Origin of the sequence: Massilia sp. CT11-137 (genome assembly GCF_047302885.1) — a bacterium.
GTDB classification, from domain to species: Bacteria; Pseudomonadota; Gammaproteobacteria; order Burkholderiales; family Burkholderiaceae_D; genus Telluria; species Telluria orientalis.
The window spans coordinates 3,116,393-3,131,516 of the sequence record NZ_JBKYMP010000001.1 but is presented as its reverse complement, the minus strand read 5'-3'; the positions used below and the strand labels follow the sequence as shown (position 1 = coordinate 3,131,516).

The window sequence follows — 15,124 nt, the reverse complement described above, 5'->3', positions numbered from 1 at the left end:
TGGGTTCCCGCCTCCGCGGGAACGACGGTGTTTTTTGTTTTCGTATTTATCTGAAGTCACCATGACCGAACCCGTACGCCTCTCCAAACGCATGTCCGAACTTGGCCTCTCCTCCCGCCGCGAGGCCGACGAGTGGATCGCAAAAGGATGGGTGAGAGTCGACGGCCAGGTGGTCTCCGAGCTCGGCAGCAAAGTGCTGCCGCACCAGAAGATCACCGTCGAGCGCCAGGCCGCCGCCCAGCAGGCGAAGCGCGTCACCGTGCTGCTGAACAAGCCGGTCGGCTACGTCAGCGGCCAGGCCGAAGACGGCTACAAGCCGGCCGTCGTGCTCGTGAAGCCGGAAAACCGCTGGGCGGACGATCCGTCGCCCGAGCAGTTCCACCCCACGCAGCTGAAATCCCTCGTGCCGGCCGGACGACTGGACATCGATTCCGTCGGCCTGCTCGTGCTCACGCAGGACGGCCGCATCGCCAAACAATTGATCGGCGAAGACACGTCCATCGAAAAAGAATACCTCGTACGCGTGCAGTACACGAAGCCGGGACGCCTGCCGGACGCCGACCTCAAGAAGCTGAACCACGGCCTGTGGATGGACGGCAAACCGCTGCTGCCCGCGAAGGTGCGCTGGCAAAACGACGACCAGCTCAGCTTCACACTGAGGGAAGGCCGCAAGCGCCAGATCCGCCGCATGTGCGACATGGTCGGCCTGAAAGTCATCGGCCTCAAGCGCGTGCGTATCGGGCGCGTGAAGCTCGGCGAACTGCCGCCCGGGCAGTGGCGCTACCTGGGCGCGGACGAGAGGTTTTGAGTCAACGGTGCGATTTGGCGGGCTCGGGGAGCCCCCCCTGCGATCCGTCGATGCCGTAGGGTGGGCACCCCGTGCCCACGCAGCATTCCTCGAACATCAATGCGCGTGCCGCAACTGCATCCACGGATCGAGCACGCGCAGTTCAGCGAGCACGGCCCGCGGCGCCTCGACGGTACCGCCGCTGTCCTGGTCCCACTCCAGCCTCAGCTTCGATCGACCCCGGCGCAAGTCCACGCGGGCGTAATCGACCCATGCATCCTCGGCATCGTATTCGAACGTCTTCATCCAGCCGGTCCGCAGCAGCGCTTCGAGCGTCTGGCGCAGTGCAAACGGTGGGAGGTCCGAAATCGTTTCGGGGTGTAACTGGGGGTCGTTGAAGACGCCCAGGTATCTGACGAATTGTGAAATCCACGCCATCGCTGCCTCCCAACATCGGTTGACGTTGATTTCAGTCTACTTAGGCGGCAGGCACATTGACGTTCGCTAACGCACATAGCGGAACCAAATGCAGTTCGCATATGTCACAATTTTGTAACTTATTGTTTCAACAACGTCGTATGATCAGTTTCAGACAAGAATCTGGTGCAACTCCTCGAGACTGACGGGTTTCGTCAGATGGTGGGAAAAACCGCGGTTGCGGGTCTGGCGCCGGTCGGCGTCCTGCCCCCAGCCGGTCAGCGCCGCGATCCGCACGCCGGTGAAGCGTTCGTCCTGGCGCAGCCGGCGCGCGACTTCGTAACCGTCCATGCCGGGCATGCCCAGGTCGAGCAGGACACTGGTCGGCTGGAACGATTCGGCCATCGCCAGCGCGGCGCGGCCGTCGTACACGACGCGGACCTCGGCGCCATCCGCTTCGAGCAATAGCCCGAGCGTGTCGGCGGCATCGCGGTTGTCGTCCACGACGAGGATGCGCTGGCCGTGGAATGGTGCGGCGGGACGCGCCTGGCCCAGGGGAGGCGCGTCGTCGTCGACGTCGCGCTCGGGCGCGAGCGGCAGCCGCACGATGAATTCGCTGCCCTGGCCCGGTCCGGCGCTGCGCGCCTCGACGGTGCCGTGGTGCATCTCGACGAGGCTGCGCACCATCGTCAGGCCGATGCCGAGGCCGCCCTGCCCCCGTCCAGCGGACCGGTGAACCTGGGCGAACATGTCGAACACGCAGGGCAGCGCGTCAGCCGGAATGCCGATGCCCGTGTCGCGCACGATGGCCACGACCTGGCCGTCCTCGCGCCGCGCGTCGAACCAGATGCGCCCGCCCGTGTCCGTGTACTTGGCGGCGTTGTTGAGCAGGTTCGCAAACACCTGCGTCAGGCGCACGCGGTCGGCCTCGAGGACGAGCGGCGGCTCCGGCAGCGCGACGGCGAGCTGGTGACCGGCGCGGTCGATCATCGGCTGGCTCGTCTCGACGGCGCCGTGGACGATCTCGGCGAACGGCACCCGCTCCAGCTTCAGGTCGATCTTGCCGCGCGTGATGCGCGACACTTCCAGCAGGTCGTCGACGAGGCGCGCCATCTGCTTCACCTGCCGCCCCACCATCTCGACCACGCGGTCGGACTGGCGCCGGCCGTCGGGACGACGCATCAGCTGCACCGCGTTGCTGATCGGGGCCAGGGGATTGCGCAGTTCGTGGGCCAGCGTCGCAAGGAACTCGTCCTTGCGACGATCGGCCTCCTTTAGGGCCTCCTCGGCCTGCACGGCCCCCGTGATGTCGAGCGAGATGCCGACATAGCCACGGTGTTCGCCGTCGCCCGAATGCCAGGGCGACGCATGGGATTCGAACCAGTGCCGGCTGCCGTCCTTCACGACCGTCTGGACACGCTGGGTGTAGGCGCCGCGCGTGCGGATCCCGTCGTACACGTCGCGCAGGTACCCGTCCATGTCGTCCGGCCGCGCGATGCTCTTCCAGCCGGTCCTGCCGTCTTCCGCAGACACGTCGTTCGTCACGCAGCGCTGGTTCAGGTAGATGACGTTGCCGTCCACGTCGAACTGATACACGAGCGCGGGCGACGCATCGGCCAGCGCGCGGAACCGGCCTTCGCTCTCGCGCAGCGCATCCTCGGCGCGCCTGCGCACGGTGATGTCGTGGAACAGGATCGCCACGCGCGGCACCTGGCGCCCGCCGACCGGGTACACGAAGAAGTCGTACCAGTTGCCCAGCGGCTGCGAGAAGCATTGCGAGCGGCTGGAGACGCCGGTGCGCACGACCTGGGCGCAGGCGTCCAGCCAGCACGGCTCGTGCTCCGGGCGCATGCGGAGTTGGCCCGGCCCCACGTAGGCGATGTTGGCCATGCGCACGGCGGCCGGATTCGCTTCCGCGTAATCGAGGCCCGCCGGCCGGCCCGTGTCGTCGAAGCGGACGGTCGCGAGGAGAAAACCTTCGTCCATCGCCTCGAACAGCATGCGGTAGCGCCGCTCGCTCTCCGCCAGCGCGGCCTGGGTGCGGCGGCGCTCGTCGACGTCGATGTGCATGCCGACCCATTTGCGGACGCTCCCGTCGCGGTTGAACAGCGGCGCCGCGCGGGCATTGGTCCAGCGCCAGCCGCCGGACGCCATCTGCACGCGGAACTCGGCGTTCAGGACGCGGCGCGTACCGACGGCCGCGCGCCATTCGCGCAGCGCGTAGGCGCGGTCGTCCGGATGCACGGCCTCGATCCAGCCCACGCCCAGCGACGCCGATTCCGCCTGGCCCGTGTAGGCCGTCCAGCTGGGCGAACCGGTGACGACGCGGCCGTGCGCATCCGACTCCCATACGGTCTGCGCGAAGCCCTCGACCATCGCGCGGAACCGTTCCTCGCTCTCGGCCAGGCGCGCCTCCGTCTCCTGGTTCTCGGTGACGTCGATGACGAACAGCACGCAGCGCGCGTTCGCGCCGTCGCCCGAGATGCGCGCGGGCGCGAACAGGCCCCACCAGCGGCTGCCGTCCTTGCGCTTCATCTGCTTCGTGTACGGCAGCGTCACCCCCTTGTCGATGAGGTCGCGCAGCGCGCGCGCCGACACGTCCCAGAACTCGGCCGGCGTCATGTCGCGCCAGTTCGGCATCGTGCGCAGTTCGGCGCGCGTGTAGCCCGTCATGCGCTCGAACGCGGCGTTGACGTCGCGCACGGTGCCGTCGATGTCGAAATACAGCACGCCGACGGTGCTGATGCTGAGGGTGGCGTCGATGAGGGCCTTGTGTTCGCGCAGCAGGCGCTCGGCCGCGCGGCTTTCCTCGACCTCGCGCTCCAGGTGCTCCTTGGTTTCAAGGACGGGCCGCAGGCGTTCCTCGACCTTGCGCTCGATCTCGCCGCCGCCGGCCTGGTGCGCGGCCGCGGCGAACGCCGCGCAGGTGCGCAGGCGGCGCAGGTCCTCGGCGTCGAAATGCGCGCCGTCATCGGCCAGCACGGCCGCCAGCGCGCCGGCGGCGCCGCCGTGGAGGTGCCACGGCACGCCGAGAAACTCGGCGACCGGCACCCCGCTGGCGCGCAGCGAAGGGTACGTGTCGGCCGGCTGCTCCAGCAGCACCGCGCCGTCGGCGCGGATGACGGTGCCGCAGGCGCACTCGTCCAGGCCCCAGCGCTCGCCCTCGTGCCCGGCAAGCGCGCCGGAGACGACGCACCAGCGCACGGTGCCGCCGTCGCTCCCGTCCGCTCCATCGCGCACCGCCACGACGACCGCATCGGCCCCGCACAGCGCACGCACGGCATCGGCCAGGTGCTGCAGCACGTGCTCCGGCGTGTCGGCCAGCGCCTGCGCCAGCCGCGCCAGCACGACGCTCTCCGCCGCGCCGTCGCGCGCGGGCAGGTGCGCCGCGCGTTCGCGCAATACCGCTTCGACGACCTCGTCGTCGCGGGCTCCGGTCGCTGCATCAAATGTCGAGTCGGCCATAGTCGTCGAGTCTTGGTTGCCCACACCCTGCAACCCCAGATTACTTGACAATCCGATCAGTGCCAATCGAATTTCAATCGTGCCCGCCATGTTTAACAATATTTAACGAATTCCGGGGCAACGACGAACGAAATGGTGGTCCGCCCGCCAAATCAAGGTATTTGAACGGCCACCTTCCCGCTTCACGATATAAAGAAGATAGCGATAACAGGCGGCGTGAAAATTTTCATTGTGTTCGCGATGATTGCGCACGATCAGCGCACCGGGTCGGGTTCGCACAGCGCGCGCTCCAGTTCGTCCAGCCGCGCGAGCTGTTTCAGGTGCAGGTCGGCCGGCGCGCCAGCAGGGCCAAATGCGTGCACACTCTCATGGTTTCCGATCACGAAAATCCGAATCTTCTGATTGCGACTTCTGCAAGTTTGAAACAGCTCGCGCACGCGCAAAAAAGCGCATAACGCCTGTCAGTACAGGCGATATGCGTGTTGCATGCCGCCTGTCTCTGGCGTAGCATCCACGCTTTGCCCGACCCTTTCCATGAAAACCGAAATCCTTCCCCTCCCCACGCAATCCCGTTCGTTCCTCACCATCGCCCTGATCGAGATGTGGGAACGCTTCGGCTACTACGGCATGCAGGCGCTGATCGTGTACTTCATGGTCCAGCGCCTCGGCTTCGACGACAGCCGCGCCAACCTGGTCTGGAGCGCCGCCGCGGCGCTGATCTACGTCTCGCCCGCGATCGGCGGCTGGATCGGCGACAAGGTCCTCGGCACCAAGCGCTCGATGGTGCTGGGCGCCCTCGTCCTCACGGTCGGCTATGCGCTGATGGCCGTCCCCACCGAGAACACGTGGTTCCTGTTCTGCGCCCTGGGCGTCGTCGTCGTCGGCAACGGCCTGTTCAAGCCGAACACGGCAAACCTCGTGCGCAAGATCTACGAAGGCGACGATTCGAAGATCGACAGCGCGTTCACGCTGTACTACATGGCCGTGAACGTCGGCTCGACGATCTCGATGCTGGCCACGCCGTGGATCAAGGACTACGTCAACGCGACGTACGGCGGCGAGGTGGGCTGGCACATCGCGTTCGGCGCGTGCAGCGTCGGCCTCGTCGTCGGCCTGTTCAACGTGCTCCTCATGCGCGCGACGATCGCCCACGTGGGCTCGCTGCCGGACGAGCGCCCGCTCGCCGTGGGCAAGCTCGCCGCCGTGCTGGCGGGCGGCGTCGTGATGGTCGGCGTGTCGGCCGTGATCCTCGAATACCAGACGCTGGCCCGCATCTTCGTCTACCTGGCCGGCCTCGTCGTGCTGGGCATCTTCATCCACCTGATCCGCAGGAGCGCGCCGAACGAGCGCGCCGGCCTGACGGCGGCGCTCGTGCTCACCTTGCAGTCCGTGTTCTTCTTCATCTTCTACCAGCAGATGTCGACGTCGCTGTCGCTGTTCGCGCTGCGCAATGTCGACCTGGAATTCAACCTGCTCGGCGCGCACCTGTTCGACTGGTCGCCGGCCCAGTTCCAGGCGCTGAACGCCATCTGGATCATGGTGCTGTCGCCCGTGCTCGCGTGGGCCTACAGTACCGCCGGCCGCAGCGGCAGGGACTTGTCGATCGCCGGCAAGTTCGCGCTGGGCTTCTTCGCCGTGGCGCTCGGCTTCTTCGCGTACGGCGTGGCGGGCACGTTCGCCGTCGGCGGCAAGACGTCGTCGTGGGTGATGGTCGCGGGCTACGGCCTGTATTCGCTGGGCGAACTGCTCGTCTCCGGCCTCGGCCTCGCGATGGTCGCGCGCTACGTGCCGGTGCGCATGAGCGGCTTCATGATGGGCGCGTACTACGTCGCCACCGGGATCTCGCAATACCTGGGCGGCGTCGTCGCCAACCTGGCCAGCGTGCCGGGCGACGTGACGGACCCCGTGCAGACCCTGCCCATCTACACGAGCCTGTTCAACAGGCTGGGCATAGGCGCGCTCGTCTGCACGGCGATCGCGCTGGCCGTGCTGCCCCTGATGCGCAAGCTGTCGGCCACCCACCACGCCCACAACTGACCGCATGGATCTCAAGCACCGCATTGTTCATGAGGAACCCATCAATACGACGTGACGACAACCTTGGCAAAACGTTTCGGCTTGTTGCAAACCGGAAATATGTTATATTTGCGACATGCCGGCCGACACTCCGCCGGCGCCACGTCAACGAGCCATGTATCGTCCTTACTTCGTCCGCCCTCTCCTGGCCGTCGTGGCCTGCGTGTCCGCCGCCGGCGCCGTGCGTGCCGCGCCGCCGCCGGCCTACAATTTTTCGCCGGTCAACCAGTACAACCTGCAGGTGTCGGCCGGTTTCTGGAACCCGATCATCCGCTACGTGTCGCAGAAAAGCGGCGTCCGGCTGAATCTCAAGCTGGGCCGCACGTCGGCCGATACGACGAGCTACGTGCTCGCGCGCGAAGTCGACTTCGCGTTCACGAATCACCTGTTCAGCCCCGACCGCGCCAGGATGGGCTGGACGGTGTTCGGCCGCCGCGACGCGCCGCCCGTGCGGGCGCAGATCGTCGTGCCGGCCGATTCGCACGTGATGACCCTGGCGCAACTGGCCGGCGAGTCCGTCGCCTTCCCGGGGCCGGAAGCGATACTCGCGTACAAGGTGGCGTATGCCCAGTTGCAGCACCGGAACATCCCCGTCGACGTCGTCTTTGCGGGCAATATGGATGCCGCCTTTGCACAGATGTTCGCGGGCAAGGCGATGGCGGCCGGCGCCAATTCGCAACTCGTGCAGAACTACGAGCGGCGCGAACATAAATCGTTCCGCGTGCTGTGGAGTTCGGAACCGTTCAACGATCTCGCGCTGATGGCGTCGCCGCGGGTGCCGGCCGACCAGGTCCGCGCCGTCGCCCAGGCCTTCATCGGCATGGACCAGGACCCGGAAGGCCGCCGCATCCTCGCGGCTGCCACGGAACTCGTGCATGCCGCGGTGCCGCTCGCCTTCGTCGCGGCCAGCGACGCCGACTATGCCGGCTACCGCGCGTTCTACGCGGAAGCGCCGTCGAACGTGCGCTGACGCGATGACATTCTCCCCATTCCTGCGCGTCATGCGCATCATTCCCGCGCTGCCCCGCTCCCTCGTCGGCCGCGTGTTCACCGTGTTCAGCCTCACGCTGCTGCTGTCGATGGGGACGGGCCTGGGCCTGTTCTACCGCTACCAGTTCCTGCAGCACATCGAGGAAACGCAGGACACCGCGCTGACGCTCGTCGAGGTGGCGACGCAGACGATCGAGGACAGCGTCGTGATCGGCGACTACGACACGGTCAAGCGCACCCTGGGCAAGATGCTGTTCCAGTCGCCGTTCAAGCGCGCCGAATTCATCGACGTGGGCGGCGGCACGATCCGCGTGGACGCGCCGCGCGTGACGCGCGCGCTGGCGCCGCGCTGGCTGGCGGCCTGCATCGCCGCCAAGCTGTACGACGTCAATCGCATCGCCAACGTGGGCGGCAAGGACTACGGCGTCGTGCGCCTGCAGTTCGACGAGGAAAAGCTGGCGGCCCAGGTGTGGAGCCTCGTGCTGGAGACCGCCGGCGTGGCGTTCGTCGTGTTCGTCGCGAGCCTCGTCCTCATGCGCACCCTCGTGCGCCGCTGGCTCGACAACCTGGGCCGGCTGCGCTCGTTCGAGCACGACGTGGCCGCGGGCCGCGTCACGGCCGAGGCGGCGCTGCTGGCCGACGCGCCGACCGAGATCCAGGAAGCGATCCGCGCCGTGAACCGCAGCGCGGCGAGCCTGCGCGACCAGTTCGGCCAGCGCATCGACTCGCTGATGAACTCCCTCATGCAGCACAAGAGCGCGATGGACCAGGCCGCGATCGTGTGCGAGGCCGACGCGGCCGGCGTGATCACCGGCGTCAACGACCTGTTCGTGACGAGCAGCGGCTTCACCCGCTCCGAGGTCGTGGGGCAGCGCCTGGGCGACGTGGGCCGCCCGGCCGGCGCGCGCCTGCCGTGGCAGCCGTCGGACCGCGTGTGGAACGGCGAGGTCGTGATCGCGGGACGCCACGGCCGGCGCCACTGGTACCGCACCATCGTGCCGATGTTCGCGGCGCACGGCACGGTCGAGCGCTACATCTGCATCGACATCGACATCACGGAACGCAAGGAATTCGAGCGCACGATCGTCGAGAACGCGCAGCGCCAGACCCTGATCGCGGAGCTCGGGCGCAAGGCGTTGGCCGCGAACGGCCTCGACGACCTGTTCGCGGACGCCGCCGACGCCGCCGCGCGCGGCCTCGGCGCGGCCTGCGCCGCGCTGTTCGAAACGGGGCCGGACGGCATGCGAGTGCGCGCGGGCGCGGGCCGGCTGGCGCAGTCGACGGGTCTCCAGCTGGCCTGCCAGCACGGCGACGCGCCTGGCATCGACGCTGCGCTGCGGCCCTGGTTCGCGCCGCTGGCGGCGCTGCACGGCATCGACACGGGCATCGACACGGCCATCGTGTGCGGCGAGCGCACCTTCGGCCTGCTGGGCGTGTACGCCGCGCACCCGCGCCGTTTCGGGGCCGACGACGCCAGCTTCCTGCACGGCGTGGCCAACATCGTCGCCACCGCCGTCGAGCGCCAGGAAGCGCGCAACCGCCTGACTTACCTGGCGCAGTACGACCCGCTCACGAGCCTGCCGAACCGGCGCCGTCTCGCGCACAGCCTCGAAGACGCGATCGCCGCCGCCGCGCGTGCACAGGGCCGCGCGGCCGTCATGTTCATCGACCTCGACCGCTTCAAGAACGTCAACGACATGCTGGGCCACGGCGTCGGCGACCAGCTGCTCGTGCAGGCGGCGAAACGGCTGTCGGCCTGCGCGCGCGCCGACGACGTCGTGGCGCGCCTGGGCGGCGACGAATTCGCGCTCGTGCTGCCCGCGCTGGACGACGACGGCATCGCCGCCAGCATCGGCGCCCGCGTCATCGAGGCGCTGGCGCAGCCGTTCTATCTCGCAGGCCAGCAGCTGTTCGTGTCGGCCAGCGTGGGCATCGCCACGTATCCCGAGAACGGCCGCGACGCCGAGACCCTGCTGAAGAACGCCGACACCGCGATGTACGGGGCCAAGAACGGCGGCCGCAACAACTACCAGTTCTACGTCGCGGAGATGCACGAGAACGCCACGCAGCGCCTGCAGACGGAAACGCAGTTGCGCCAGGCGCTGGAGCGCGCCGAGTTCCTGCTGCACTACCAGCCGAAGCTCGACCTGGCGACCGGCACCATCAGCGGCTTCGAGGCGCTGCTGCGCTGGAACCATCCGCAGCGCGGTCTCGTGCCGCCGCTGGAATTCATCGCCATCCTCGAGGACACGGGCTTGATTTTGCCCGTCGGCGAATGGGTGATCGGCGAAGTGTGCCGCCAGCTGAAGGCATGGCAGGCGCAGGGCATGGCCGTGCAGCCGGTAGCGATCAACCTGTCCGCGCGCCAGCTGCAGCAGGCGGATCTCGCCGGCGCCGTCGAGCGCATCGTCGCGCGCGCCGGCGTCGACCCGGCGCTGCTGGAATTCGAATTGACGGAATCGATGCTGATGGCGAACCCGGAGGCCGCCGTCGAGATCCTCGCGCGCATCAAGGCCCTCGGCATACGCCTGTCCGTGGACGATTTCGGCACCGGCTATTCGAGCCTCGCCTACCTGAAGCGCTTCCCGCTGGACGCGCTCAAGATCGACCGCACCTTCGTGCGCGACCTGCCGGACGATCCGGACGACGCCGCGATCACGAAGGCCGTGATCCGGCTCGCGCACAGCCTCAGCCTGAAGGTCGTGGCCGAGGGCGTCGAGAACGTGGACCAGCTGCGCGAACTGGAACAGTACGGATGCGACCAGATCCAGGGCTATTACGTCAGCCGACCCGTGCCGGCCCAGGCGTGCGAAGCGCTGCTGGCCGGGACCGCGATTGCCTAGGATCGGCTAAACTGGAGGGATTCCACCGTTTCGACTATCCCACGATGTCTCACAATCCCCTCCAGGTGGCGCGCCGCGTCGACGCCATCGAACCCTTCCGCGTGATGGAAATGGTCAAGGCCGCAGCCAGCATGGTGCGCGCCGGCCAGGACGTCATCAGCATGAGCGTCGGCGAACCCGACTTCACGGCCCCCGACCTGGTCGCCCGCGCCGCCATGGACGCGATCCAGCGCGGCGCCACGCAGTACACCGAATCGCTGGGCCTTCCCGCCCTGCGCGAGGCCATCTCCGCGCACTATGCCCGCGCCTGTGGCCTCGACATCTCCCCGCAGCGCATCGTCGTGACGGCGGGCGCGTCGGCCGGCCTGCTGCTGGCCTGCGCGGCGCTCGTGGCGGACGGCGACGAAGTCCTGATGCCCGACCCGAGCTATCCGTGCAACCGCCATTTCGTCAGCGCGTTCGGCGGCCGGGCCGTCCTCGTGCCGTCCGGCCCCGCCGAACGCTACCAGCTGACGGCGGCCCAGGTGGCCGAGCGCTGGACGGCGCGCACGCGCGGCGTGATCGTCGCGTCGCCGTCGAACCCGACCGGCACGTCGATGACGCCGGAGCAGACGCGCGACGTCGTCGCGGCCGTCCGCGCGCGCGGCGGATTCTCCATCGTCGACGAGATCTACCAGGGTCTCTATTACGGTGACAAGGAAGGCGACCGCGCGACGAGCGCCCTGTCCTTCGGCGACGACGTCATCACCGTCAACAGCTTCTCGAAATACTTCAGCATGACGGGCTGGCGCCTGGGCTGGCTGGTGCTGCCGGAATCGCTCGTGCCGGCCGTCGAAAAACTGGCGCAGAACCTGTTCATCTGCGCGCCCGCCATCGCCCAGCACGCGGCGCTGGCCGCCTTCCACGACGACGCGATCGCCATCTTCGAGGAGCGCCGCCGGGAATTCCGCCGCCGCCGCGACTTCCTCGTGCCCGCGCTGCGCGACCTCGGGTTCCAGGTGCCCGTGCTGCCGGACGGCGCGTTCTACGTGTACGCCGACATCACGCAGGTGAACCACGCGCTGGCGCACGACAGCAGCGCGTTCGGCATGGCCGTGCTGCGCGACGCGCTGGTCGCGCTCGTGCCGGGCGACGACTTCGGGTTCGCCGCGCCGAAGCAGCACGTACGCTTTTCCTACGCGACGAAGTACGAGCGGATCGAACAGGCGGTCGACCGCCTGGCGGCACTGATCAGGCGCTGACGTCGGCCGGCGCGTCGGCGACGACGGCCAGCAGCGCCGCGGCGCCGACCGGCTTGACGAGATAGCGGTCGAATCCGGCCTCGAAGCCCCGTGCCTCGTCGTCCGGCTGGCCGTAGCCCGTCAGCGCGATCGCGTAAGGACGGGCGCCTTCCTGCTGCGCGCGCAGGGCCTGCATCAGCTCGAGGCCGTCGAGTTCCGGCAGGCCGATGTCGCACACGATCACGTCCCACCGCTCCGCGAGCGCGCGCGCCAGGCCTGCCCGGCCGTCGCCGGCACAGACGACGTCATGTCCTTCCGCCGCGAGGATGTCGGCCAGCGTGGCGCTGGCATCCGCATTGTCTTCCACGAGCAGGATGCGGCGGCGCGGCGTGGCCTGGGCCGGCTCGGGCCGGACCGGCGCCGCGGGCAGCCCGGCGGCGCGCGGCCGGCGCCCCGGGGAGCGGCTGCCGCGGCCGGGGCCGTCGCTGTGGGCCTCCACCGTCCGCGGTGCATGCCCACGAGGTTGCGCACGACGTTCAGGCCCACGCCAAGCCCGCCCTCGGACCGGGCCAGCGAGCGCGGGCCCTGCGTGAACAGGTCGAAGATGTAGGGCAGCACCTCGGGCGCGATGCCGGTGCCGTTGTCGGCGATGGTCACCACGATTTCGTCGGATCCTGCCTGGGCGGCGAGCCGCAGCCGGCCGCCGTCGCCCGTGTACTTCGACGCATTGCCGAGCAGGTTCGTGAACACCTGCGCGAGGCGCACCTTGTCGCCTTCCACCGCGACCGTCGCCGCCGGCAGTTCGACGTCCAGCACCTGGCCTCGCTCCAGGACGCGCGGCTGCACCGTTTCGACGGCGTGGCGCAGCACGTCGGCCAGCGCCAGCGTCTCGACCGTCAGCTTGATCTTGCCGCTGCTGAGCCGGGCCGCGTCGAGCAGGTCGTCGAGCAGGCGCGCCATGTGGTCGACCTGGCGCGCGATCACGCGCGCGAGCCTGAGCTGCTGCGGCGCGGCGTCCGCGTCGCGTTCCAGCAGCGACGCGGCCATCGCCAGCGGCGACAGCGGGTTGCGCAGCTCGTGCGCCAGCATCGCGAGGAATTCGTTCTGGCGGCGATTGACCGCCTCGGCATCCTCGCGCTGGTACTGGGCGTCGACGGTGGCCAGCACGAGGTGCTCGTTCGCTTCGCGCAGACTGGCCACGTCCGCTTCGAGCGCGCGGATCCGGTCCAGCAGCGCGGACTCATCGAAGGAACGTTGTTCCGAAACAGGCGGCTGTTGCTCGTACGTTCCCATCGTCGTCCTCAGTCGCGCGGCCGGCGCCGGGTGGGGAAACCGGACATCAGGGCATCGAATTCCGTCGCATGCGGATCGACCTCGATGCCCTTGTCGGTGATGCGGTATTCGCGCAGCTCGTTGCTGTGGTCCGTGCCGCGCACTTTCACCACCGTCATGAACTTGCAGACGTGTCCCTCGATTTCGGCGAAGCGCATCGACAGCACGGCGTCGGCCAGGAAGCACAGGTTGTCGATCGAGAAGCGCCAGTTCGGCGTATTGTCCTCGTAGCCGACGGTGACGATGGCGGTGACGCCGCGCCGCGCCAGCAGCGACAGCGTGCGGAGCACGGACAGACGCAGGTCGTAGCGGAATTCCGGCGCGAGGTACAGGCCGATCTCCGACAGCGAATCGATCACGACGCGCGTCGCGCCCGTGCGCTCGATCGCCTCCGTCAGCTGGTCCAGCAATTCCTCGACCGTGAGCGACAGCGACAGCGATTGCAGCACCGTCACCTGGCCGCCCTGCACGAGCTTGATCAGTTCCGCGTTGTGCAGGCGCGCCGTGTGTTTTTCGAAGAACACGGCGACGCCCTTCTCGCCCCGCGCCGCCCCGGCCTGCAGGAAGCGCGTGCCGAGGATCGTCTTGCCGATCCCCGTGGGGCCGGAAACGAGCATCGTGTGGCCCTGCGGCAGGCCGCCGTGCAGCATGTCGTCCAGGCCCGCGACGCCGGTCGGAATGCGGGCCGGATCGGCGGCGATGGTCAGGTAGGCCTCGGGCTGCGGCGTGAGCAGGCGCGGGTAGACGCGGATGCCGTCGTCCGTGATGCGCAAGGTGTGCGCGCCCGCCATGTGGGCCTGGCCGCGCATCTTGACGATGCGGATCTTGCGTACCACCGCGTCCTCGTCCAGGTTGTGCGACAGCGCGATCATGCCGTCGGCCACCGTGATGATCGGATTGGCCTCGACGTCGGCCTGGCTGTACTCGCCGATCAGGAACGTGGTCGCCTGCCACGTGGCCATGCGCGAACCCAGCTCCTGGACGAAGTGCTGCAGGTCCCACAGGCCCTCGTTGCCGCTGCGCGCCGTCTGCACGACGGAGCGGAACGAATCGACGAACACGAGGCTCGGGCCGAAGTCCTCCACTTCGCGCATGATCCGTTCCAGCACGCCGCTGAAATCGCCTGCGCGCAGGTCGTCGGCCAGGTTGACGTAGCGGACGGCGGGCCCGACCTTGTCCATGTCGAAGAACGAGAACTGCTGCTGGTAGCGCAGCATCTTCAGCGGCGGTTCGCCCAGCACCGTGAAGAACAGCGCGCGCCGCCGTTCGCTCGCGAGCGCGAACATGATCTGGTGCGCGAGCGTCGTCTTGCCGCTGCCGGGCGCGCCCGCGATCAGCGTGAACGAAAACTCGGTCAGGCCGCCGCCCAGAAGCACATCGAGCCCTGGCACACCGGTGCTCAGTTTTTCCAGGGTTACTTTTTCGCTCATTGCTTGTGCTCCTCTTGATTCTTTTGCGGCGTGCCGTCCGCACCGGTTTCGGACAGCAGCCGTGCCGTCAACGCGGGGCCGATGAGGGTCCCCAGCTGCCGTACGAACAGACCCATCAATTCATCGTGTGTCGCGGCCGCTTCCTGGGGGTCCGCCGCCGCCAGGTCTCGCTCAAGAGCGGTCAGCAGCAGCGTGCTCGTGCGGCGCGTGGCGTCGACGCTGAGCCACGCCCGCGGCGGCGCCAGCAGGCGCGCCGAGCGCGTGAACAACGCGACGAAACCGCCTTCGCCGATCAGTGGCACCAGTTGCCGGCCCAGGCGCGACCAGGGCCGGATCAGCGGCGCGGCATGATCGGCGGGAGCCGGTTGCGCTCGGTTTTCGTCTTTATCCATGCAGGGGTGGTGTCGGGGTTGTCATGCCATGCGGCGTGGCCTCGGCTTGGCACGTCCGTTCTACCGATTATAGCGTGAATGTAAGGTCAATTTTTTTAATAGAGTGTCAATACGGACAATGTGCGACACGCGGTGCTACCATCGCGTTTTTGTATCAGTCATGAGCCGTTCA

At 68.1% G+C, this 15,124-nt stretch carries 11 protein-coding genes; 5 read left to right on the top strand and 6 right to left on the bottom strand.

Annotated features, from left to right (window positions below; genetic code table 11):
• The first annotated feature begins 61 nt into the window (after positions 1–61).
• Positions 62–808 (top strand): pseudouridine synthase, encoded by a 747-nt coding sequence (locus ACEN98_RS14200; RefSeq protein WP_413385328.1) that lies wholly within the window; start codon positions 62–64, stop codon positions 806–808.
• 96 nt (positions 809–904) lie between these two features.
• Here ACEN98_RS14200 and ACEN98_RS14195 read toward each other — a convergent pair whose 3' ends face one another.
• Positions 905–1,225 carry a hypothetical protein gene (locus ACEN98_RS14195; RefSeq protein WP_413385325.1) on the bottom strand — a complete coding sequence of 107 codons (321 nt, stop codon included), beginning with the start codon at positions 1,223–1,225 and terminating at the stop codon, positions 905–907.
• A gap of 150 nt (positions 1,226–1,375) precedes the next feature.
• Positions 1,376–4,669 (bottom strand): PAS domain S-box protein, encoded by a 3,294-nt coding sequence (locus tag ACEN98_RS14190; RefSeq protein WP_413385322.1) that lies wholly within the window; start codon positions 4,667–4,669, stop codon positions 1,376–1,378.
• Between the two features lie 534 nt (positions 4,670–5,203).
• On the opposite strand from ACEN98_RS14190, the gene ACEN98_RS14185 reads away from it, so the two are divergent.
• From ACEN98_RS14185 to ACEN98_RS14170, 4 genes are all read left to right on the top strand, one after another.
• On the top strand, positions 5,204–6,706 hold the full coding sequence (locus tag ACEN98_RS14185) for a peptide MFS transporter (protein WP_413385319.1): 1,503 nt from the start codon (positions 5,204–5,206) through the stop codon (positions 6,704–6,706).
• Positions 6,707–6,860: 154 nt separating this feature from the next.
• Positions 6,861–7,715: a phosphate/phosphite/phosphonate ABC transporter substrate-binding protein gene (locus tag ACEN98_RS14180; RefSeq protein WP_413385317.1), complete on the top strand. Its 855-nt coding sequence runs from the start codon at positions 6,861–6,863 to the stop codon at positions 7,713–7,715.
• A 4-nt stretch (positions 7,716–7,719) separates the two neighbouring features.
• The gene (locus ACEN98_RS14175) at positions 7,720–10,578 is read left to right on the top strand and encodes an EAL domain-containing protein (protein ID WP_413385315.1); all 2,859 of its coding nucleotides are present in this window, start codon (positions 7,720–7,722) and stop codon (positions 10,576–10,578) included.
• A gap of 44 nt (positions 10,579–10,622) precedes the next feature.
• Positions 10,623–11,819 carry a pyridoxal phosphate-dependent aminotransferase gene (locus ACEN98_RS14170; protein WP_413385313.1) on the top strand — a complete coding sequence of 399 codons (1,197 nt, stop codon included), beginning with the start codon at positions 10,623–10,625 and terminating at the stop codon, positions 11,817–11,819.
• On the opposite strand, the gene ACEN98_RS14165 is transcribed toward ACEN98_RS14170, so the two are convergent.
• From ACEN98_RS14165 to ACEN98_RS14150, 4 genes are read right to left on the bottom strand one after another with little or no spacing between them, the layout of a single operon-like run.
• Entirely contained in the window at positions 11,809–12,126 is a 318-nt protein-coding gene (locus tag ACEN98_RS14165; protein WP_413385990.1) for a response regulator, read from the bottom strand. The two genes, ACEN98_RS14170 and ACEN98_RS14165, sit on opposite strands and share 11 nt — an antisense overlap.
• Entirely contained in the window at positions 12,039–13,091 is a 1,053-nt protein-coding gene (locus ACEN98_RS14160; protein ID WP_413385311.1) for a sensor histidine kinase, read from the bottom strand. Before ACEN98_RS14160 ends, ACEN98_RS14165 begins: the two co-directional genes overlap by 88 nt.
• An 8-nt stretch (positions 13,092–13,099) precedes the next feature.
• Positions 13,100–14,560, bottom strand: a complete 1,461-nt coding sequence (locus tag ACEN98_RS14155; RefSeq protein WP_413385309.1) for an RAD55 family ATPase — start codon at positions 14,558–14,560, stop codon at positions 13,100–13,102.
• On the bottom strand, positions 14,557–14,952 hold the full coding sequence (locus ACEN98_RS14150) for a hypothetical protein (protein ID WP_413385307.1): 396 nt from the start codon (positions 14,950–14,952) through the stop codon (positions 14,557–14,559). The genes ACEN98_RS14155 and ACEN98_RS14150 overlap by 4 nt, the downstream gene beginning before the upstream one ends.
• Positions 14,953–15,124 lie beyond the last annotated feature (172 nt).

Coding starts and splice junctions, on each gene's coding strand:
- ACEN98_RS14200 (WP_413385328.1), top strand. CDS start 62: ATGACCGAACCCGTACGCCTCTCCAAACGCATGTCCGAACTTGGCCTC.
- ACEN98_RS14195 (WP_413385325.1), bottom strand. CDS start 1,225: ATGGCGTGGATTTCACAATTCGTCAGATACCTGGGCGTCTTCAACGAC.
- ACEN98_RS14190 (WP_413385322.1), bottom strand. CDS start 4,669: ATGGCCGACTCGACATTTGATGCAGCGACCGGAGCCCGCGACGACGAG.
- ACEN98_RS14185 (WP_413385319.1), top strand. CDS start 5,204: ATGAAAACCGAAATCCTTCCCCTCCCCACGCAATCCCGTTCGTTCCTC.
- ACEN98_RS14180 (WP_413385317.1), top strand. CDS start 6,861: ATGTATCGTCCTTACTTCGTCCGCCCTCTCCTGGCCGTCGTGGCCTGC.
- ACEN98_RS14175 (WP_413385315.1), top strand. CDS start 7,720: ATGACATTCTCCCCATTCCTGCGCGTCATGCGCATCATTCCCGCGCTG.
- ACEN98_RS14170 (WP_413385313.1), top strand. CDS start 10,623: ATGTCTCACAATCCCCTCCAGGTGGCGCGCCGCGTCGACGCCATCGAA.
- ACEN98_RS14160 (WP_413385311.1), bottom strand. CDS start 13,091: ATGGGAACGTACGAGCAACAGCCGCCTGTTTCGGAACAACGTTCCTTC.
- ACEN98_RS14155 (WP_413385309.1), bottom strand. CDS start 14,560: ATGAGCGAAAAAGTAACCCTGGAAAAACTGAGCACCGGTGTGCCAGGG.
- ACEN98_RS14150 (WP_413385307.1), bottom strand. CDS start 14,952: ATGGATAAAGACGAAAACCGAGCGCAACCGGCTCCCGCCGATCATGCC.